This is a genomic window from Amycolatopsis magusensis, from assembly GCF_017875555.1.
Taxonomy (GTDB): domain Bacteria; phylum Actinomycetota; class Actinomycetes; order Mycobacteriales; family Pseudonocardiaceae; genus Amycolatopsis; species Amycolatopsis magusensis.
In genome coordinates this window covers 6491180-6510259 of sequence record NZ_JAGGMS010000001.1, presented here as the reverse complement: position 1 = coordinate 6510259, position 19080 = coordinate 6491180, and the positions used below count along the sequence as shown (strand labels likewise).

Genomic DNA, 19080 nt, shown 5'->3' with positions numbered 1-19080 from the left:
TGACCCTCCGGCCGATGCCGTGAATGTGGCTTTCACGGCGAAATCGGCCGTGAAAGCCACATTCACGGCGCGCCGGCTCCACCCCGCGGGCCGCCGCGGGCGAGGGGGAGCCGGGTCACGAAGCGTTCAGCGGGGTCAGCGCGGTTAGCGGGGGGTCAGCAGGTTTCCATGGCACCGAACACGCTGCACGTGTCCTGCGAGTACGGCGCGGCCCGCCACTGCGCCGCGGTCAGCTGCCGCGAGGTGTCGTGGGCGACGAACGACCACGGGCCGTAGTACTTGTTGTCGTACCACCGGTTGTCCTGCTCGAAGGTCACCGCCTCCGAGATCACCGCGGCCTTGTACGGCGACCACGCCGGGAAGGTCCCGTAGTTCGACAGCACCGCCATCCGCCCGCACAGGCCCAGGCAGCCTTCGAGCGTGGAATCGAACTCGAAGGTGTTGTCGAACACCGAAACCCGCTGCGTCTTCCAGCGGCAGTCGCCGTAGAGCGGTTCACTGGCGATGGCCGGTGCGGAACAGTCGGAGGTCGGCGAGACCAGTGCCGTGCAGGACAGCGTCGACGTGTTCGCCGGGCTGTTGCAGAACCGGTCCGCGTTCTCCCACAGCGTGATCCCCGACCAGTTCTCGGAGAACATGTTGCCCCGGATCACGATCCCGTCGGTGCGGGCCGGAAGCCGGGGTTCGCCGCCGGATTCGCTGATGTAGACCGAAGCGACCGGGAAGTTGTCGCCCTTGGCGGCCCGGTTGCGGCCCTGGACGAGCGCGTTGCGCCGGAAGGTGTTCCCGACCAGTTCCAGGTTGTAGGAGATTTCGTAGAACAGCCCTTCGGACCCGTTGTCCTCGATCAGGTTGCCCTCGACCAGGAAGTCGTTGTTGTTCGTGTCGGCCCAGAGCCCGACACCGTGGTTGTGGTGGACCCAGTTGCCGATGATGTCGGCACCGTCGACGGCCCAGAACTTCGCGCCGCCGCTGCACCCGCAGCCCGGGATCAGCGTTTCCCAGTCGCCGGTGTTGTTGCCGGTGATCTCGTTGCCCTCGATGACCAGATCGGTGATCCCGCCCGCGATCCGGTAGGCGTTGATGCCGTACTGGCCGTTGTTCCGCAGGCAGTTGCCCAGCACCTGCTGCCCGGCACCGGCCATCAGCGCGGCGCCCTGGTTCTCCTCGATCACGTTCCCTTCGATGATCCAGCGCTCACCGGAATCGTGGTTGACCACGCCCTGATCCCGTTCGGCGACGAAACCGCGGATGGTCAGCCCGCGGATCACCACGTCCTTGGCCGTCGTGGTGAAGGCCGCGCGGTTGATCCCGCGCCCGTCGAGCACCGCCCCCGGCGCACCGAGGTAGACGTTGCCGTCCTTCGGCATCACCTGGCCGTACTGGTCCGGACTCAGCGTGTGCGTGCCGGGAGCCAGCCAGAAGGTCGAGCCGGCCGGGCTTTGCGAGGTGCGGCTGGTCAGGTCGGTGCCCGGCTGGACGACCTCGGCCCCCGCCGGTGCGGCGGGCACGCCCGCGGTCGTGCCGCAGGCCCCTTCCGCGACTTCCGCCGCCGATCCCGGGGCCGCCACCGCCACCGCCACCGCCGCGGGCGCGACGGAGACCTGGAGGAGTAATACCGACAGCGCGAGCGGGAGCACGCGCGAGCCGGCCGGACGATCTCTGAACCCGATTCTCATACCCTTCTCCGAAATACCGGCTTCACCGGACGGCCACCCAGCCACGGCGCCGGATCATCCGCGTCGAGTGCTTTGCGGTACACGAGGCAAGCCTGCGCGACCACGTCGACCGTCCGGTCGATGTCTGCTTCGGACAGTGCGCTGCTGACCACGAACGACGGCCCGAGGACCCCGCCCGTGACCAGTTGCCGCAGGAACAGCGTTCGGTAGTCCTGCGACGGTTTCCTCTCCGCGTCGAGCGTGCCGAAGACGAGGTTGCTCGCCCGGCCGCGCACGACGACGTTCTCCGCGACCCCCGCCGAGGCCGCGACCTCCCGTACCCCGGTGGCGAGCCGTTCGCCGAGCGCGTGGAGCCGGGCCGAAACGCCCTCCTCGGTGTAGGTCTCCAGCACCGCGATCGCGGCGGCCAGCGAGTGCGTCTCGGCACCGTGCGTGGTGGAGAGCAGGAAAACGCGGTCCCGGCCGGTGCGCAGCCCGCCGAGTTCCATCAGCTCGCGCTTGCCGGCCAGCGCCGAGACGGCGAACCCGTTGCCGAGCGCCTTGCCGAAGGTCGACAGGTCGGGCGTCACCCCGTAGAGGCCCTGCGCACCGGCCTCGGACCAGCGGAAACCGGTGATCATCTCGTCGAACACGAGCACGCAGCCGTACCGGTCGGCCAGCGCCCGCAGGCCGGTGAGGTATCCGGCGGGCGGTTCGGCCTGGTTGGCGGGCTCCAGCACCAGGCAGGCGACCCGTCCGGCGTGCTCCCGCAGCACCTCCTCGGTGGCCGGGAGGTCGCCGTAGGGGAACGACACGGTCAGGCCGGTGATCTCGCCGGGTATCCCGGCCGCCATCGGCGTGGTGCCGATGAACCAGTCGTCGACGGAGAAGAAGGCGTGGTCCCGGCAGATCGCCACCAGCGGCCTGCCGGTGGCCGCCCTGGCGAGCTTGACCGCCGCGGTGGTGGCGTCGGAGCCGTTCTTCGCGAACTTGACCATCTCCGCGGTGGGCACGGTCGCCAGGAACCGCTCGGCCGCCTTCTCCTCCACGATGGACGGCCGGACGAAGTTGGCGCCCCGGTCGATCTCGCGGCGGGCGGCTTCGGTGACCTTCGGGTGGACGTGGCCGAGGCTGACCGCGCGCAATCCCGATCCGTACTCGACGTACTCGTTGCCGTCGATGTCCCAGACGTGCGCGCCGCGCCCGTGGGAGATGACCGGGGCCAGGTCCTCGGGGTACTGGTCCTCGCCCTTGGCGTAGGTGTGCGCGCCGCCGGGGATCATCGCGTGGAGCCGCTCGTTGGCCAGGACGGAGCGGGGCAGTCGCACCGGGCTCACCTCTTCACCACCTCGGCGAGCGGGGGTGCTCGACGGTCCCGCTCGGACAGCAGCGACACCGGGAGCGGCCAGGGGATGGCCAGTTCGGGGTCGTCGTGGGCGATGGTCACGTCCTCGGCGGGATCGTGCTCGCGGTCGATCCGGTAGGAGACGTCGGCGATGTCGGTGAGCGCCTGCAACCCGTGCGCGCACCCCGCCGGGATGTACAGGGACACCTGCGTTTCGCCGGACAGCTCGAAAGTCTCCTTGCCGAGGTGGGTCGGCGAATCCGGCCTCAGGTCGACCACGACGTCGAACACCGCGCCCGACGAGCACCGGACCAGTTTCGCCTCGCCGCGGCCCGCCCGCAGGTGCAGGCCGCGCACCGCGCCCTTCCTGGACCGCGACACGCTGTCCTGGACGAACCCGTGCGGATCGATACCGGCCGAGCGGACGACCTCGGCGTCGAACGTGCGGCAGAAGAAGCCGCGCTCGTCGGTGTGCGGGGTCGGTTCGAACAGGTACGCGCCCGCGATGGCGGGTACCGGGATCGCCTTCATCGCACTCCTTTCGGCAGGAAGGTGGCCGACAGTCCGGCGAACTGCCGCTCCAGCGACCGGGTCAGCTCGGTGCCGCGTCCGGCCAGGGTCCCGCGCAGCTCGTCAGCCCGGTCCTCGAGTTCGGTGAACCGGCTGAGCAGGTCGTCGACCTCGATGTCCCGGACCGGAAAGCAGAAATCGCCGAGGCCCAGCCGGGTCATCAGGACCTCGTTCTTGGCGGCGTAGCCGAGGGACAGGGCCGGCTTCGCCAGCTTCAGCGCGCACAGGACGTTGTGGTACCTGGTGGCGACCACCGTTTCGACCGTCGACATCGCCCGCATCAACTCGGCCAAAGTGGCCGTCTCGGGTGCGGAGAGCAGCGGCGAATCGAGTGCGGCCATGATCTCGCCGACGACCTGGCGGTCGGCCAGGTCCCCGGTGAACAGGCGGACCGGCCGGCCGTCGCCGATCAGCTTGGCGACGAACCGGGTCATCGTGTCCACATAGGAGTCGTACAGTTCCCCGGCCCGCGAGCGGTCGTCGTTCCCGCCGTGGTAGGCCATCACGCCGACGCCGACCGAGCGGGGCACCACCGGTTCCGCGGGCACGGGAAGGGCGAACGCGAGATCGGGGTAGACCCGATCCGCCGTGACGTCCACGCCCAGCGCGCGCGCCGCCTCGCGCGACGGTTCGTCCCGATAGGACCGGTACGACGCCAGCCGTGCGGCCCAGCCGAAGATCGACCGGGTGGCGCGGTGCCCGCTCGCGCTGGCCCCCACGCTGACCAGCGCCACCTGGGTGCCGACGAGCCTGCCCGAGGCCGACAGCAGCAGCAGGGAGTACGGGAACCCCCACGGGCGCAACGGAAGCGTGGCTTCGAGCACGCCCATCCCCGGTACGATCACCAGGTCCTGCCGGCGCACCCAGGCCGCCGTGCGCCCGATGTCGATGAGCTTGCCCATGGCCTTCGCGACGACGGACCACGGCCCCGACGCCGTCCGGTACTCCCGCGCGTACCAGTTCAAAGCGGTCGTTTCGAGGCCGTAGCGCGAGGCGACGACCTCCGGGCCGCCGCACATCACGCTGATCTCCGCGTCCGGGTGGGCCGCGCGCAGGTACCCGAGCACGGCTTCGAAGGAACCGTCGTTGCCGAGGTTCCCGGAGCCGAGCAGCCCGAACAGGCCGATCCTGGCCGGTGGCGTCAAGGGACCCTGCCCTCCTGGCCCGCCACGACCGAGACCACCGACACCTCGCGCGGGCCGAGTTCCGCGGTGGCCTGGATCGGCATCGCGCCCATGGCCGGGTTGCCCGCCCGGCTCAGCAGCCACTGCCGCAGGTACCGGAAGCACTCGCGCTTGTCCGCGGCGGAGATCGGCGCGCGCCGGATCCCGTTGACGTACCCCAGCACGTACTCGCCGAGCAGCCGGACCATCGGGTGGCGCAGCCGGTCGGCCCGCTTCGGGTCCAGGTTGCTGGCGCGCTTGCGCACGGTGGGGTACTCGTGCTCGGACCGGCCGGGGTGGTCGCGGCGGAAGTACAGCCAGTCGGGCACCTGGTGGAACGGGCCGTGCAGGGCCAGCTCGGAGATGATCGTGCGGTCCGCGTGGTGGTAGCTGTCCAGCGGCGCGACCCGGCGCAGCACCTCGGTGCGGATGACCGCTCCGTCGTCGTCCCCGCCGGGGGCGAACAGCGTGCTGCGAAAGCGTGTCGGGGCCCGCGGCGAGCTGGTGACGAGCGGGTATTCGAGCGCCTGCGTGACCACGGCGTGCTCGTCGATCATCGCGGTCCACGAGTGCGACAGCACGAAGTCCGGATGCTCGTCGAGCGCCTCGACGCAGCGTTCGAGCAGGTCGCGGGCGTAGAGATCGTCGTCGGACGCCCACTTGAACAACTCGCCGCGGGCGACGTCGACCAGGTAGTTGTGGTTGGGCGCGCAGCCGATGTTGACCGGCTGGCGCACGTAACGCACGCGGGGGTCCCGTTTCGCGTACGCGCGGCCGATCTCCTCGGTCGAGTCCGCCGAGGCGTTGTCCGAGATGATCAGCTCGAAGTCGTCGTAGGTCTGGCCGAGCAGTGCCTCCAGCGCTTGGGCGAGGTAGTCCTCGCCGTTGTAGACCGGCAGCCCGATGCTCAGCCGTGGAGCGGTGCTCATGACGTCCCCATTTCTTCCTTCTCCGAAGTCCGTCGTTCCTTGAGGGCGGAGTGCAGCTGGCGCCACCACACCGCCGAACCACTGGTGACCGCCAGCGCGACCCCCCAGGCGGAGCCGGGCGCCCCGGCCAGGAAGGCGCCGATGAGCCCGAACCCGACGTAGGCCGCCGAGGCGATCAGCTGGGCGCGGAGGCTGCGTTTCGCCGCGCCCAGCGCACGCAGCCCGGCGGCGGCGCCGGTGGTGAACCCGGCCGCCGCGATCCCGATGGTCACCGGGACGATCAGGCCGGACGCGGGCTCCCAGACGTCACCGAGCACGAACCGGCCCGCGCCGTCCGGGACCAGCAACAGGGCCAGGCCCCAGAGCAGGGCCGCGGCCGCCTGTCCGGCCCCGAGCACGGCGCAGAAGTGCCGGAGCCGGTGCGGCGCCCGCTGCAGCACCCGCGCGCTTTCGGCCACGGTGACCAGCGAAAGTCCCATCAGCAGGGCGAGGAACGGCCCGAGCAGCAGTTCGGCGCCACGCACCGCGCCGACGCTCGCCAGCCCGGCGATCGCGCCGAGGCCGTACATCCGCACCTGCGCGGCCCCGCTGTTGCTGACGTTCTCGAGCAGGTACCGGGTGCCGAGGTCGCGGTGCCGCTTGACCCAGTCGAGCGCACCGCGCGGATCCGGGCGCATCCCCGCCTGCAGGCAGCCGTAGGCGGCGGCGACCGCGCCGGACAGCCCCCAGGCCAGGATGAACGCGGCGGAGGTGTCGTGCTCCCTCGCCAGGTACAGCGCGGGAACCAGCGCGACGCCCCAGACCACGTCGTTGACGAACGCCTTCCGGCCGTGCCCGGCGGCGAAGAACGCGAACCGCCAGGCGTCCTGCAGCAGCAGGGCCGGGAGGACGGCACCGAGCGCGACGAAGGCCTTGCCGGGGCTCCCGCCCACCAGCAGCCCGGCTCCCACGCTGACGGCGCTCGCCGCGAGCCCCGCGGTGAGCGCCGTACCGGTCGCCTGCCTGGTCGCGCCGCGCCAGGCGTCGGCGGACACCCCGGAGAACCGCACCATCAGCGGGTCGGTGCTCAGGCCGCGCGAGAGGTTGAGCACCACGCCGTAGCTGACCCAGGCGAGGCTGAACATGCCGAACGCCGAGGTGCCGAGCGAGCGCGCCACGTAGAGGCCGACGGCGAAGTTGGTGAGGCTGGAGACGGCCTGGTCGCCCAGCCCCCAGCTGAGCCGTCCGGCCATCGCCCGGGCGGCCCGCGACCGCGGGATCGACCGCATCCGCCTCACCCCTCGAGCAATCCGGCGTCGTGCAGCGCGTCCGCGGCGGCGGCGACGGAATCGAAGGGCAGGCCGGACCGCTGGGCGACGTCGAGCAGGCTGTGCTCCCCGTCGGAGAGGTTGAGCACCCAGAGCATCGCCAGCTGCGCCTGCTTGGCGTCGCTGCGGCCGCCGAGCGAGTCGTACAGCCCGCGCTTGCCGAGTTGCGGTTCGCCGTAGGGGCTGAGGTTGACGTAGGTGCGGTCGCGGTCGAGCACGGCCTGGGCGTCCCGCAGGACATCGAGGGTTTCCGACATGGCTTCGGTAGAGAGGAAGCCGAGGTCGTCGGCCGAGGTGTGGTACTCGGGATAACCCGCGTACGGCGTCCTGGTCAGCGAACCGACCCCGAGGTCGAAGCCGGGGGAGCAGAACTGGCGCTCGTCGTACCCGTACGGCGAGAAGTCGGTGATTGTGTGGGAGCGCCCGGACAGGACGTAGGCCAGCACGCGGTCGATCTCGGCGTCACCACGACGGCTTCGCTTGTAGGTCAGCGATCCCGGGTCACCGGCGCACGCCAGCACCAGCCCCGCCCTGATCCGGCCGGTGCGCTCGCGGTTGCGCGCGAGCCAGGTGATGGCGCCGATCGTGCCGGGCATGAACAGGAACCGGTAGGTGTAGTGGGGATTCTCGATGCCCTGCGCGAACGCGGCGGCGATGGCGATCCCGGCGAGGTTGTCGTTGGCCAGCGAGGGATGGCAGGTGTGGCACGAGACGAGCACCTCTTCGGCGACCCGGCCCGGCACGACGTGCTCGGCGTAGGTCAGGCTGCCGTCGTCCAATGTGGAGTCGACGCACACCTCGTAGTCGCCGTCCGGCAGCGCGTCGAGCGCGTCCTGCGCCAGGCAGAAACCCCACGCCGGCGCGTAGTAGCTGGTCCGGTACGGCACCCAGGCCGGGTGCTCGGGCAGCGTGTGCAGGTGCTCGCGCAGTTCGGCCAGCGGCATCGTCCGCGACACCGGCACGCTGTAGCCGACCACGTGCAGGTTCGACTCGCGGAAGTCGATGACGCGGCGCCCGGTGGCGTCCTTGACGTAGGCGTCGCGGATGTTCCACTCCTGCGGCACGGTCCAGTCCAGCACCCGGGTGCCGGTGGGCACCTCGTGGACCGTCAGCGGCAGGTGCTCGCCGAGGATGTCCAGCGTGCGGCGCACCCCGTCGCCGGTGATGCTGCGGCAGAGCGGGTACAGGCGCTCGACCAGCTTGCGCAGGTCGGCGCCGGACTCCAGGACCCGGTAGGTGTTCACCGCCGTCTGAGCGTTTCGTCTATTTCGCCGGCCTGGGAGCGCGCGGTGAGCGTGTTCAGCCGGGTGAAGCGCTGGTGGAAGTCCCGCTCGGTCAGGTCGTGCCGCCGGTAGGCGTGGATCAGTTCGATGGCGCCGTCCTTGACCGACCAGTCGCAGTCGAAGCCGGGGACCGCGGCGCGGAACCGGGCGAAGTCCACGCGGTAGGACCGCGGGTCCGGGCCGGACTCGCCGGTGATCCGCAGGATCGAGCCGGGAACGGCCTCGACGACCTGCTCCGCGATCTCGGCCACGGTCACGTTGTTGCGCTCGGTGCCGATGTTGAACGCCTTGCCGTGCACCGCTTTCTCCGGCGCCGCCAGCGCCGCGGTGAAGGCACGCGCGATGTCCTTGGCGTGCACCAGCGGACGCCACGGGGTCCCGTCGGACAGCACCAGCACCTCGCCCGAAACGTGGGCGTGGGCGGTGAGGTTGTTGAGCACGATGTCCGCGCGCAGCCGGGGCGAGAAGCCGAAAGCGGTGGCGTTGCGCATGAACACGGGGGAGAAGTCCGCGTCGGCGAGTTCCTGGACGTCGTCCTCGACGCGCACCTTCGACTCGGCGTACGGCGTCACCGGGCGCAGCGGCGCGTCCTCGTCGACCAGGCCGTCGCCGCTCGAAGCGCCGTAGACCGAACAGGTCGAGGCGTAGAGGAAGCGCCGGACGCCCGCCTCCTTCGCCAGCCGGGCGAGCCGGACCGACGCGTGGTGGTTGATGTCGTAGGTCAGCTCCGGCGCCAGCGAACCGAGCGGGTCGTTGGACAACGCGGCGAGGTGGATCACGGCGTCCACATCGGACACGTGGGCGGCGGTGACGTCACGCAGATCCACCTCGTGGCCGCCGGGATCCTGCGGCGGGGGTCCCAGCACGCAGGCGTCGAAGAGGCCCGAGTCGAGGCCGGTCACCTCGTGGCCGGCTTCGGCCAGCACCGGGGCCATCACCGTGCCCAGGTAGCCCTTGTGCCCGGTCAGCAGCACGCGCATGCGGTCAGCCTTTCGCGGTGAGGTCGAGCGCCAGTTTCTTGAGGTCGAACGCTTCCGCGTACCGCTGACCGCATTCGATGCCGCGGACGCGGGCCAGGCCGAGGAAGGCTTCCCGGTCGTACCAGGGGCGGTGCCGTTGCGAGGGGTAGTGCTCCTGCAGCAGGCGGACCTTGTCCTCGGCGCGTCCGGGGGAGAGCGGGACGTAGGCGGCGGGCCTGCCGAGGTCGCCGTCCCACTTGGCGATCTCGTACTCCAGTTGCAGGTGCGTGCGGAAGACCGTCGGGACCAGCCCGGCCAGGCCGCGGTGGTCCTGGTGGGCGTCGGCCGTGCGCGGGGAGAGGACCAGGTCCGGGTCGGTGCGCCGGCGCAGGTCCTCCAGCGCGTTCTTGGCTTCTTCCCAGTGCGCGGGGAACCGGCCGTCGGGCAGCTTGAGCACGGTGACCTCGAGGTCGGCGCCCTGGCAGAAGGCCGCGAGCGCGGCGCGTTCCTCGGCTTCGCGTTCGGTGCCGCCGCCGGACAGGACCAGCGCGTCGACCCGGACGCCCGGGTGCTCGGCGCAGAGGGTCAGCAGGGTGCCGCCCGCTCCGATGGCGATGTCGTCGCAGTGCGCGCCGAGCGCGACGACCCGCCGGAGCGTGCCGGTGCCGAGTCCGATCACGCGATGCCCGCCGGCTCGTGCTCCCACAGCGCCCACGGGCGGTCGCCGTGGGCGTAGGCGTCGTCCAGCTGGACCCGTTCCTTGACCGTGTCGGTCGGCTTCCAGAAGCCGCGGTAGGGGTAGGCCAGCAGGCCGCCCCGCTTGGCGAGCTCACCGCAGCCGTCGGCGACGAGGTCGCCACCGGGCGGGATGTGGTCGAAGATCTCCTGGCGCAGCACGAAGTACCCGCCGTTCTCCCACAGCGGCATGTCGCTCACCGGGGTCAGCGCGCCGATCCGGCCGCCCTCGTCCATCTCCACGCAGTGGAACGACGACTGCGGCGGCACGACCATCATCGAGGCGCCGGCGTCGGAGCCGGAGAACCGCTCGATCATCTCCGGCAGCGGCGCGTCGGTGAGCACGTCGGCGTAGTTGGCGAGGAACATCTCGTCGTCTTCGAGGTGCGGGCGGACCCGGCGCAGCCGCTCACCGATGGCCGATTCGAGCCCGGTGTGCACGAAGGAGATAGACCAGTCGGAGATGTCGGTCGAAAGCAGTTCCGCCCTGCCGCTGCGCAGCACGAAATCGTTGGACGCGGTTTCCTGGTAGTGGAGGAAGAACTCCTTGATGTGGTGCGCGCCGTACCCGAGGCACAGGATGAATTCGGTGTGCCCGAAATGCGCGTAGTAACGCATCACGTGCCAGATCAGCGGTCTCGGGCCGACCATGGCCATCGGCTTGGGTACGTCGGACGCGCCACCGTTGCGCATCCGCATGCCGTAGCCGCCGCAGAAGAGGACTACCTTCACGACTTCACCTCGACGATTTCCAGGTGCGGGATGGGGAAGAGGAGTTTCCCGCCCCAGTCGCCGACGAAGGACAACTGGGCGGTCAGTTCGGCACGCAGGTTCCACGGGAGGACGAGCACGTAGTCGGGCCGGTCCGCCTCGATGCGTTCCGGGGGGAGGATGGGGATGCGGGTGCCGGGGGTGAACCGGCCGTGCTTGTAGGGATTGCGGTCGACGGTGTAGGGCAGCACGTCGGGGCGGACGCCGCAGTGGTTCAGCAACGTGTTGCCCTTTCCGGGGGCGCCGTAACCGACGACGGTCCGGCCTTCCAGCGCCGCGTCGACGAGGAACTTGGTCAGCTCCAGCCGGACCTTCTTGACCCGCTCGGCGAACTCGGTGTACCCCGACAGTTCGTGCAGTCCGGCGGCCTTTTCGGCGTCGAGCACCTCGATCATCCGGCGGCTCGGCTCCCCGGCGACCGCGTCCGGGCGCGCCCACAGGCGGACGGAACCGCCGTGGGTCGGCAGGAGTTCGACGTCCACAACGGACAGACCGCCGCCCGCCAGCGCCCGGCGCGCCGACTGCACCGTGTAGTACTGGAAGTGCTCGTGGTAGATCGTGTCGTACTGGTTCTCCTGGATCAGCGTCAGCAGGTGCTGCACCTCGATGCTGACCCAGCCGTCGTCCGCGACGAGGGCGCGGAGCCCGTGGGTGAACCCGGCGATGTCGGGGATGTGCGCGTAGACGTTGTTCGCCACCACGAGGTCGGCGGGCCCGTGTTCCTCGCGGACCTCGCGCCCGGTTTCCCGGCCGAGGAAGGCGGTTTTCGTCGGCACCCCGGCCGCCCGCGCGGCCTCGCCGACGTTCACCGACGGTTCCACGCCCAGGCAGCGGATCCGTCGTTCCACGACCTGCCGCAGAAGGTAACCGTCGTTGCTGGCGACCTCGACGACGAAAGAGGAATCGTCGAGACCGAGCCGCGAAACGGCTTCGTCGACGAACGTGCCGGCGTGCTCGACCCAGGAGGCGGAATACGACGAGAAGTAGGCGTATTCGGTGAAAGTATCTTCGGGGGTGATCAACGGCGGAATCTGCGCGAGCCAGCATTCGGTGCAAACCACCAGGTGCAGCGGATAGGCCGGTTCCGGGTCGGCGAGTTGCGCCTCGGTCAGGAACCGTTCGCACGGCGGCGTCGCGCCGAGGTCGACGACGCCGGCGAGGTGGACCGAGCCGCAGAGTCGGCAGGTGTTCATCGAGAAGCTCCTTGGCTCGCGTCACGTAACGGAGACGTCGGCACCTCGGGCCGCCTCGTTACACGCTCGCCGGTATTCTCACGCGTCTGCCTGCCGCCCGGAACTCGCCGTTTCGGGCCATCGGCGCAAACGTTTCGCCCATCCGGTCGCCGGTTATCGGCGAATGCGCGACTTCCGCCGGTTTTCCCGGCCGGAAATCATGCTTTTGACGTACTTTTCGTAGTCCTGTCCCCGTCGCGTCCGGCCCGTCCTCGCACCGGCCGGTGTCACTGAATGGGGTGGGGTCGGTTAGCGGCGAGGGCTGCGGGGGCAGCCAAGGGAGGCCAGTCACTACCCGCAGAAGTGGAGGAACCACGATGACGGTCCGACGAATGCTCATGGGCGCGGCGGTGGCCCTGCTGGTGACCAGCGGGACCGCGGTCGCGGCTTCGGCACAGGAAGCCCCGGTCTGGGTCACCGAACAGGAGTGCGTGGACGGCGGCGGCGGGCCCGTCAAGCTGCCCCTCTTCCCGGATCTCACCGTCTGCGTCGGCGGCACGCACAACGAAGCCCTCGTCCGCGGCGCAACGCCGCAGCCCACCGGCGGCGGCCAGGCGGCCCCCGCGAACTGACCGCGGCCGGGCGTGAAGGTGACCTGCCCCTGGTCCGGGAAGGTCACCTCCGCGCACTCGGGCTTCTGCGCACGGGATTTTCATTTTCTCCCGGCGAAACACTTCGAACCTCCACCGTGACACGCGGCGCTCAGCACTGCCCGGCATTCAGCGCCACCGGAGCGACTTCACTGTCCGCTGAAAGAGTGTCGATGCCTCTTCTCCTCCGCTACAAACGGGTTGGCGGCTGTTTTCTCCGGTGACGAGGAGTTCGATGCGCGGACGAATGTGGGTGACGGGACTGCTCGCCACCGCCGTCACGGCGTCACTGGTGACGGTGGGGACCTCGGCAGCGGCTCCCGGACCGGTCGCCACCGGCGACGAGAACCGCGTCACGCTGATCACCGGCGACGTGGTCCTGGCGGCGCGGACGGGCGACCGGTGGTCCGCCCAGCTCGAAGCCGGCACCCCGGGCGGCGCTTTCCGCTTCACCAGGCAGAACGGGCGGCACCTCGACCAGTACCTGCTCCCGGAACGAGCGGCCGCGATGGTGGCCTCGGGCAAGCTGGACCGTGAACTGTTCAACATCACCGGGCTGATCCGCCAGAATTACCACGACGCCGGGACCGGCACCATCCCGCTCCTGCTCGAAACCGGCGACGGCACGAGCGCGTCGGCGGCTCCGGCCGGGGCGAGCGTCGAGCGCGTGCTCCCCGGGTACACCGCCGTCGACGGGGACAAGGCCGCGGCACACCTGACCTGGCAGTCGATCAGCGGTGGACCGGACGCGTTCTCCGGTGGCGTGCGCAAGATCTGGCTCAACGCCCGCCTCCAGGCCGACCTGGAACAAAGCGTGCCCCAGGTCGGCGCGCCGGCCGCCTGGCAGGGCGGGCACACCGGCAAGGGCGTCACGGTCGCCGTGCTGGACACCGGGATCGACCCGGCCCACCCCGACGTCGCGGGCAAGATCGGCGCGACCGGGAACTTCACCGTCGAGCCCGACATTAAGGACGGCCACGGGCACGGCACGCACGTCGCCTCCACCGTCGCCGGGACCGGCGCGGCCTCCGGCGGCAGGTTCCGGGGCGTCGCCCCGGACGCCGGGCTGGCCGTCGGCAAGGTCCTCGACAGCTTCGGGAACGGGCAGACCGACGACGTCATCGCCGGCCTGGAGTGGGCGGCCGCCGAAGTCGGCGCGAAGGTGGTCAACCTCAGCCTTGGCGGCGGCCCGACCGACGGCACCGACCCCACTTCGATGACGGTCAACCGGCTCAGCCGTGAGCACGGCACGTTGTTCGTGGTCGCCGCCGGTAACGCGGGCGAAGAGGAGACGGTCAGCTCACCGGCCGCCGCCGACGCCGCGCTGGCGGTCGGCAGCGTGACCAAGGCCGGGGAGCTTTCCGGCTTTTCCAGCCGGGGGCCGCGCCGGCTCGACGGCGCGGTGAAACCCGAGATCGCCGCTCCGGGCAGTTCCATCGTCGCCGCCCGCGCCGCGGGAACCGCGCTGGGCCAGCCGGTCGACGACCACCACACCTCGGCGTCGGGCACGTCGATGGCCACGCCGCACACCGCGGGCGCCGCCGCGATCCTGCTCCAGCGACACCCGGACTGGACCGGTGAACAGCTCAAGGCCGGGTTGATCGGCTCAGCGAAGCCGTTGCCGTCGCTGGGTGCGTTCGCCGTGGGCTCCGGCCTGCTCGACGCCGGAAAGGCCACCACGCAGGCGGTCCAGGCTTCTCCCGCGGTGACCAACGTTCCGCTGCCGCTCGGCGCGACCGAACCGGTGCGGCGTGCGGTCACCTACCGGAATCCCGGTCCCGCCGAGGTGACGCTGAACCTGGCGCTCGACCTGGCCGATCCCGACGGCTCACCGGCACCGCCCGGTCTCGTCGCGCTCTCGGCGGACTCGGTGACGGTCCCCGCCGGTGGCGAGGCGAAGGTGGACCTGACGGTGCACCCCGGCGATTCCCCGCCCAACGCCCACGGCGGCAGTCTCGTCGCGTCCACAGCGGACGGGAGCGTGTCGGTCCGCGCGCTCATCGGGGTCAACAAGGAGAAGCCGCGGCACGACGTCACGGTGAACCTGCTCGACCGCACGGGCGCCGTGCCCGGTCAATCCCTCCTGGCGCTGGTCAACCTGGACGACGGCGAGGTCCACTTCGGCTCGGCCGGGCGGCTGGGCCTGCTGCCGGAGGGACGCTACGGGATCTCCGGGACGTTCGTCACGGTCGATCAGGAACAGCGGTACTCGGCCACCGTCGTCACCCACCCGGAACTGACGATCGACCGCCCGACCGAGCTCACGCTCGACGGGAGGCTGGCGAAGAAGGTGACCGTCGGCCTCGACCAGCCCGGTGCCCGGTCCTCCTGGGGCATGATCAACACCGGGCACCACATCAGGGACCTCGGCCGGTCCGACACCGGGTACCAGCACCAGTGGGACCCGCGCTTCGAGGAGATGTTCGTCCACGCGCATCCCGGGGTCTCGGCGCCCTCGTTCAGCTACAACGTGTCGTCCCTGTTCGAGGAACTGGGCGTGGAGCTGTTCGCCGAATCGCCCGAGCGGTTCGAGGTCGACACCTGGAAGTTGCCCGGTGCCTCGTTGCCCGAGTTCACCCGGCTCCCCGTCACCCATGGCGGTGACGGCCGCGATCCGTCCGATGTGGACGGTAAGCTGGTGGTGCTGCGGCTCCCGCCCGCGCTGGACCCGGAGGAGGCGTACCGGCGCGTCGACGCGCTCCATTCGGCGGGTGCGAAGGCCGTCGCGCTCAGCGAAGAGGGCTTGCCCTACCTGGAGAAACCGGCGCCGCTGCCCCTCGTCGGCCTCGCTGGCCACACCGGGCAGTTGTTCGAGGCCGCGGCCGAACGAGGCGGGCTGGAAGCGGGACTGGCGCTGCGTGAGAGCAGCCGCCTGCGCAGTTCGGTGCTGCTCAGCCATCCCGGCCGGGTCCCGGATTCCACCACCCACGAGGTGGCGTTCGCCGACCTGGCCGCGGTGAAGACCGCCTACCACGGCACCGGGACCGACTCCGCCTACGCGAGGGGATTCGTGGACGGCGGGCCGATCTACTTCCCCGGGCGGCCGGCCCCGAAGTCCGCTGAACGGGTGGAGCACTTCACCCCGGGCACCTGGGAGCTGAACCGGCTCAGCGCGGCGCTCGGCGACTCCTGGGAAACGGTGGACCTCACCGCGGGCCGGCAGCACGAGGTCCGCTGGAACGCGCCGGTCTTCGGGCCTGGCTTCGCCGGCGAGGCCCCGGACACCCACGTCAGCACACGTCCCTGGGCCTGGCGGCACGCCGGTGCGCTGGACCTGCTGGTCCCGCTGTTCGCCGACGGCGCCGGGCACCCCCGCCTGGCCGATCCCGAGGGCGGCCTCGATCAGGGGTCCACGAGCCTGTACCGGGACGGCACCCTGGTCGGCACCGATTCCCGGCCCGGTCAGGGACTCTTCCCCGTGCCGGAGGCGGACGCCGCCTACCGGCTGACCGCGGACGTCACCCGCACCCACCCCGGCTGGACCACTTCGACGGAGGTCAGCGGGTCCTGGACGTTCCGCTCGTCCTCGGCGGACGAGGGCAGGAAGCTCCCGCTGCTCGCGGTGGGCTTCGCCCCGGAAACCGGCCTGGACAACCTGGTCCCGGCGGGCCGGTTCACCTTCCCGGTGCGGGTCACCCGGCAGGACGGGGTCCCGTCCGTGCGGCACCTCGGCGTCGACGTGTCCTACGACGACGGCACCACCTGGCAGCGCGCGGGACTGCGCCGTGACCGGGCCGGCTGGACCGCCACCGTGCCGAACCCGGCCACCGGCTTCGCCTCGCTGCGGGCGAAAGCCGTCGACAGCGACGGCAACACCGTGGAGCAGACGATCATCCGGGCCATGCGGATCGGCTGACCGGTCGACCTGGCCGTCGCGTCCGACCGGACAGCCACTTCAGCCATATTAATTAATAAATAATGTTGACCGAGCAAGCCTCGCTGGGTCAGACTGACGGCGTCCGGCGGGTCCGCCGGGCACCGGAGTGGATCAGCGAGGAGAGAGATGGGCGCAACGGGGCGTCTCGGCCGCATGAGGCTTGCGTTGCTGGTGGTCGCCGTGCTGGGCCTGGTCACCGCCTGTGGTGACCGGCTCGGGGAGAACGGCCGGTTCGGCGTGGTCTATATGGACGCGCAGGGCTTCTACGCCGGGGTCAAGGCCGGTATGCGGCAGGAGTCGGAGGCCTCCGGCCGTGCACCCCAGTTGCTGCAGATCAACGCGCAGGGTGACGCGTCGAAGGAGAGCACCTTCATCGACCAGGTCAGCGCGGCGAAGGTGGACGCGCTCATCCTCTCGCCCGCCTCCGCGACCGCGTCCGTGCCCGCGATCAAGCTCGCGCACGAGAGCGACATCCCGGTCGTCTGCTACAACACCTGCATCGCCGAGGAGAGCGCCCGGCAGTACGTCTCGGCGTACGTGCTCGGCGACCCGGTGCGGTTCGGCGCGATGCTGGGTGAGCGCGCGGCGGAGCACTTCCTCTCGACGGGCAACACCGCGCCGTCGATCGCGGTGGTCAACTGCGAGTTCGTCGAGGTCTGCATCCAGCGCCGCGAGGGTTTCGAGCAGGCGCTGACGGCCGAGCTGCCGGGGGCGCGGATCGTCGCCAACCAGGAGGGCGCGACGATCGACGAGGCGGTGGACGTCGCCGAGCAGATCCTCACCGCCCATCCCGACGTCGACGCCTTCTACGGCGAGGCGGGCGGCGCCACGATGGGCGCGGTCCGCGCGGTGCAGGCACGCGACAAGGTCGGCCAGACGGTGGTCTTCGGCAGCGACATGTCGACCGAAGCCGCGCAGGCGCTGGCCTCCGGCGAAGTGCTCAAGGGCGTGGTCGACATCTCCGGGATCGCCGTCGGGCGGCTCGCGGCGCAGGCCGCCGAGCAGGTCCGCGCCGGGCAGCTGACCTCCTACACGGTCGTCCCCGCCCCCATCGACCTCTACGCCGACGCCGGTCAGGGCCGGGCGTGGCTCGCCGCGCACCCGGACGGGGTGCCGTGAACCGCCGGACCCGGCCAGCCGACCCAGCAGAGGAGGAGTTCGTGAGCGACGACGCCGTTGTCCGGATCGAGGGCTTGACCAGGCACTATCCCGGCGTCCGGGCGATGACCGGCGCCAGTCTGACGCTGCGGCCCGGCGAGGTCCGCGCGTTGCTCGGCCGCAACGGCGCGGGCAAGTCCACCCTGATCCGGGTGCTGTCCGGGGTGGAACGCGCCGACGCGGGCACCGTCACCGTCGGTGGTGAGGAACTCGGCGCGGGCGGTGTCCGCCGGGCCACCGAGCTGCGGATCAGCACCGTGCACCAGGAGCTGAGCCTGGTTTCCGAACTGTCCGTGGCCGAGAACCTGTTCCTCGGACGCTGGCCTCGGCGCGGGGGAGCGGTCGACCACGCCGCGATGCGCTCGGCCGCCGTGGAGGTGTTCGGCAGGCTCGGCGTCCGGATCGATCCGGACGCCGCGGTCGGCGCGCTCCCGCTGGCCCACCGGCAGCTGGTCGAGATCGCCCGTGCCGTCCGTGAACGACCGCGGCTGCTGATCCTCGACGAGCCGACCAGCGCGCTCGCGGCCGAGGAGGTCGACGTCGTGCTCGACACCGTCACCCGGATCGCGGGCGAGGGCGTCGCCGTGCTCTACGTCAGCCACCGGCTCGAGGAGATCCGGCGGATCGCCAGGAGCGCGACGGTGATGCGTGACGGCCGGGTGGTCGACACCGTGGACATGGACGACGCCGACACGGACAAGATCGTCTCGCTGATGCTCGGCGACACGGCCGACGCCGTGACCCGCCCGCCGTCGCGCACGGTGGACCGCTCCGGCGTGCCGCTGCTGTCGGTGCGCGGGCTGGCGGTCCCGCCGAAGGTGCTCGACGTGTCCTTCGACCTGCACGCGGGGGAGATCCTCGGCCTCGGCGGGCTGATGGGCTCCGGGCGCACCGAGGTGCTGCGCACGATCGCCGGGTTCGACCCGGCTTCCGGTGGCACCGTCGCGGTCGAGGCCAGGGAGATCCCCCGGCCGACCGCCGCGGCGATGAAGCGCCTCGGCATCGGGATGACCCCGGAGGACCGCAAGCACGAAGGCGTCGTGCCGCTGCTCGGGGTGGACGAGAACCTGGTGCTGTCCCGGTTCGGCACCGTCCGCTCCGGACCCACCATCCGGCCGGGCCGCGTGCGGCGAGCCGCCGAACGGCTGATCGCCCGGCTGTCCATCGCCGCGGCCACCCCGGACACGCCGATCGTCAACCTCAGCGGCGGCAACCAGCAGAAGGCCGTGATCGGCCGCTGGCTGCACGCCGGCAGCCGGATCCTGCTGCTCGACGAACCCACCCGCGGTGTCGACGTGCAGGCGAAGGCCGAGATCTACGACCTGGTCCGCGAACTGGCCGACGCGGGCAACGCGATCGTCTTCGTTTCCGGCGAGCTCGAGGAACTGCCGCTCGTGTGCGACCGGGTGCTCGTGCTGCGCGGCGGGCGCGTCGCCGGCGAGCTGACCGGTGCCGACCTGACCACCGATTCCGTGCTGTCCGCCGCGATGGCGGCCTGAACCC

At 71.0% G+C, this 19080-nt stretch carries 15 protein-coding genes; 4 read left to right on the top strand and 11 right to left on the bottom strand.

The genetic code is table 11. From position 1 onward, the window contains the following. Positions 1-155: 155 nt before the first annotated feature. The 11 genes from JOM49_RS28855 to JOM49_RS28805 are packed head-to-tail and all read right to left on the bottom strand — an operon-like array spanning position 156 to position 11913. The gene (locus JOM49_RS28855) at positions 156-1679 is read right to left on the bottom strand and encodes a right-handed parallel beta-helix repeat-containing protein (protein WP_209667336.1); all 1524 of its coding nucleotides are present in this window, start codon (positions 1677-1679) and stop codon (positions 156-158) included. Further along, positions 1676-2995 (bottom strand): glutamate-1-semialdehyde 2,1-aminomutase, encoded by a 1320-nt coding sequence (locus JOM49_RS28850; RefSeq protein WP_209667335.1) that lies wholly within the window; start codon positions 2993-2995, stop codon positions 1676-1678. The genes JOM49_RS28855 and JOM49_RS28850 overlap by 4 nt, the downstream gene beginning before the upstream one ends. Next, positions 2992-3534 carry a dTDP-4-dehydrorhamnose 3,5-epimerase gene (gene rfbC, locus JOM49_RS28845; RefSeq protein ID WP_209667334.1) on the bottom strand — a complete coding sequence of 181 codons (543 nt, stop codon included), beginning with the start codon at positions 3532-3534 and terminating at the stop codon, positions 2992-2994. Before rfbC ends, JOM49_RS28850 begins: the two co-directional genes overlap by 4 nt. Next, a complete protein-coding gene (locus tag JOM49_RS28840) occupies positions 3531-4718 on the bottom strand; it encodes a polysaccharide pyruvyl transferase family protein (RefSeq protein ID WP_209667333.1) in 1188 nt (395 codons plus the stop codon). The genes rfbC and JOM49_RS28840 overlap by 4 nt, the downstream gene beginning before the upstream one ends. Next, positions 4715-5665, bottom strand: a complete 951-nt coding sequence (locus JOM49_RS28835) for a glycosyltransferase family 2 protein (RefSeq protein WP_209667332.1) — start codon at positions 5663-5665, stop codon at positions 4715-4717. The genes JOM49_RS28840 and JOM49_RS28835 overlap by 4 nt, the downstream gene beginning before the upstream one ends. Beyond that, a complete protein-coding gene (locus JOM49_RS28830; RefSeq protein ID WP_209667331.1) occupies positions 5662-6933 on the bottom strand; it encodes an MATE family efflux transporter in 1272 nt (423 codons plus the stop codon). The genes JOM49_RS28835 and JOM49_RS28830 overlap by 4 nt, the downstream gene beginning before the upstream one ends. A 5-nt stretch (positions 6934-6938) precedes the next feature. Next, positions 6939-8216, bottom strand: coding sequence for a DUF4910 domain-containing protein (locus JOM49_RS28825; RefSeq protein WP_308158912.1), 1278 nt, complete (start codon positions 8214-8216; stop codon positions 6939-6941). Next, positions 8213-9235 carry an NAD-dependent epimerase/dehydratase family protein gene (locus JOM49_RS28820; protein ID WP_209667330.1) on the bottom strand — a complete coding sequence of 341 codons (1023 nt, stop codon included), beginning with the start codon at positions 9233-9235 and terminating at the stop codon, positions 8213-8215. The genes JOM49_RS28825 and JOM49_RS28820 overlap by 4 nt, the downstream gene beginning before the upstream one ends. Before the next feature lie 4 nt (positions 9236-9239). Beyond that, complete coding sequence (locus JOM49_RS28815) at positions 9240-9893, bottom strand: PIG-L deacetylase family protein (protein WP_209667329.1); 654 nt, start codon at positions 9891-9893, stop codon at positions 9240-9242. Beyond that, entirely contained in the window at positions 9890-10681 is a 792-nt protein-coding gene (locus JOM49_RS28810; RefSeq protein ID WP_209667328.1) for a glycosyltransferase family protein, read from the bottom strand. Before JOM49_RS28810 ends, JOM49_RS28815 begins: the two co-directional genes overlap by 4 nt. Beyond that, positions 10678-11913: a class I SAM-dependent methyltransferase gene (locus JOM49_RS28805; protein WP_209667327.1), complete on the bottom strand. Its 1236-nt coding sequence runs from the start codon at positions 11911-11913 to the stop codon at positions 10678-10680. Before JOM49_RS28805 ends, JOM49_RS28810 begins: the two co-directional genes overlap by 4 nt. A gap of 356 nt (positions 11914-12269) precedes the next feature. Between JOM49_RS28805 and JOM49_RS28800 the strand changes: the two genes are divergently transcribed. From JOM49_RS28800 to JOM49_RS28785, 4 genes are all read left to right on the top strand, one after another. Beyond that, positions 12270-12524: a hypothetical protein gene (locus tag JOM49_RS28800; protein ID WP_209667326.1), complete on the top strand. Its 255-nt coding sequence runs from the start codon at positions 12270-12272 to the stop codon at positions 12522-12524. A gap of 253 nt (positions 12525-12777) precedes the next feature. Then, positions 12778-16398: a S8 family serine peptidase gene (locus JOM49_RS28795; RefSeq protein WP_209667325.1), complete on the top strand. Its 3621-nt coding sequence runs from the start codon at positions 12778-12780 to the stop codon at positions 16396-16398. A gap of 174 nt (positions 16399-16572) precedes the next feature. Next, positions 16573-17538 carry a substrate-binding domain-containing protein gene (locus JOM49_RS28790; protein WP_245369517.1) on the top strand — a complete coding sequence of 322 codons (966 nt, stop codon included), beginning with the start codon at positions 16573-16575 and terminating at the stop codon, positions 17536-17538. A 41-nt stretch (positions 17539-17579) separates the two neighbouring features. Then, entirely contained in the window at positions 17580-19076 is a 1497-nt protein-coding gene (locus JOM49_RS28785; protein ID WP_308158911.1) for a sugar ABC transporter ATP-binding protein, read from the top strand. The last annotated feature ends 4 nt before the right edge of the window (positions 19077-19080 follow it).

What these genes read in the sequence shown, in the direction of transcription:
- JOM49_RS28855 (WP_209667336.1), bottom strand. Translation starts at nt 1,679, where the DNA reads ATGAGAATCGGGTTCAGAGATCGTCCGGCCGGCTCGCGCGTGCTCCCG.
- rfbC (WP_209667334.1), bottom strand. Translation starts at nt 3,534, where the DNA reads ATGAAGGCGATCCCGGTACCCGCCATCGCGGGCGCGTACCTGTTCGAA.
- JOM49_RS28835 (WP_209667332.1), bottom strand. Translation starts at nt 5,665, where the DNA reads ATGAGCACCGCTCCACGGCTGAGCATCGGGCTGCCGGTCTACAACGGC.
- JOM49_RS28830 (WP_209667331.1), bottom strand. Translation starts at nt 6,933, where the DNA reads ATGCGGTCGATCCCGCGGTCGCGGGCCGCCCGGGCGATGGCCGGACGG.
- JOM49_RS28820 (WP_209667330.1), bottom strand. Translation starts at nt 9,235, where the DNA reads ATGCGCGTGCTGCTGACCGGGCACAAGGGCTACCTGGGCACGGTGATG.
- JOM49_RS28805 (WP_209667327.1), bottom strand. Translation starts at nt 11,913, where the DNA reads ATGAACACCTGCCGACTCTGCGGCTCGGTCCACCTCGCCGGCGTCGTC.
- JOM49_RS28800 (WP_209667326.1), top strand. Translation starts at nt 12,270, where the DNA reads ATGACGGTCCGACGAATGCTCATGGGCGCGGCGGTGGCCCTGCTGGTG.
- JOM49_RS28795 (WP_209667325.1), top strand. Translation starts at nt 12,778, where the DNA reads ATGCGCGGACGAATGTGGGTGACGGGACTGCTCGCCACCGCCGTCACG.
- JOM49_RS28790 (WP_245369517.1), top strand. Translation starts at nt 16,573, where the DNA reads ATGAGGCTTGCGTTGCTGGTGGTCGCCGTGCTGGGCCTGGTCACCGCC.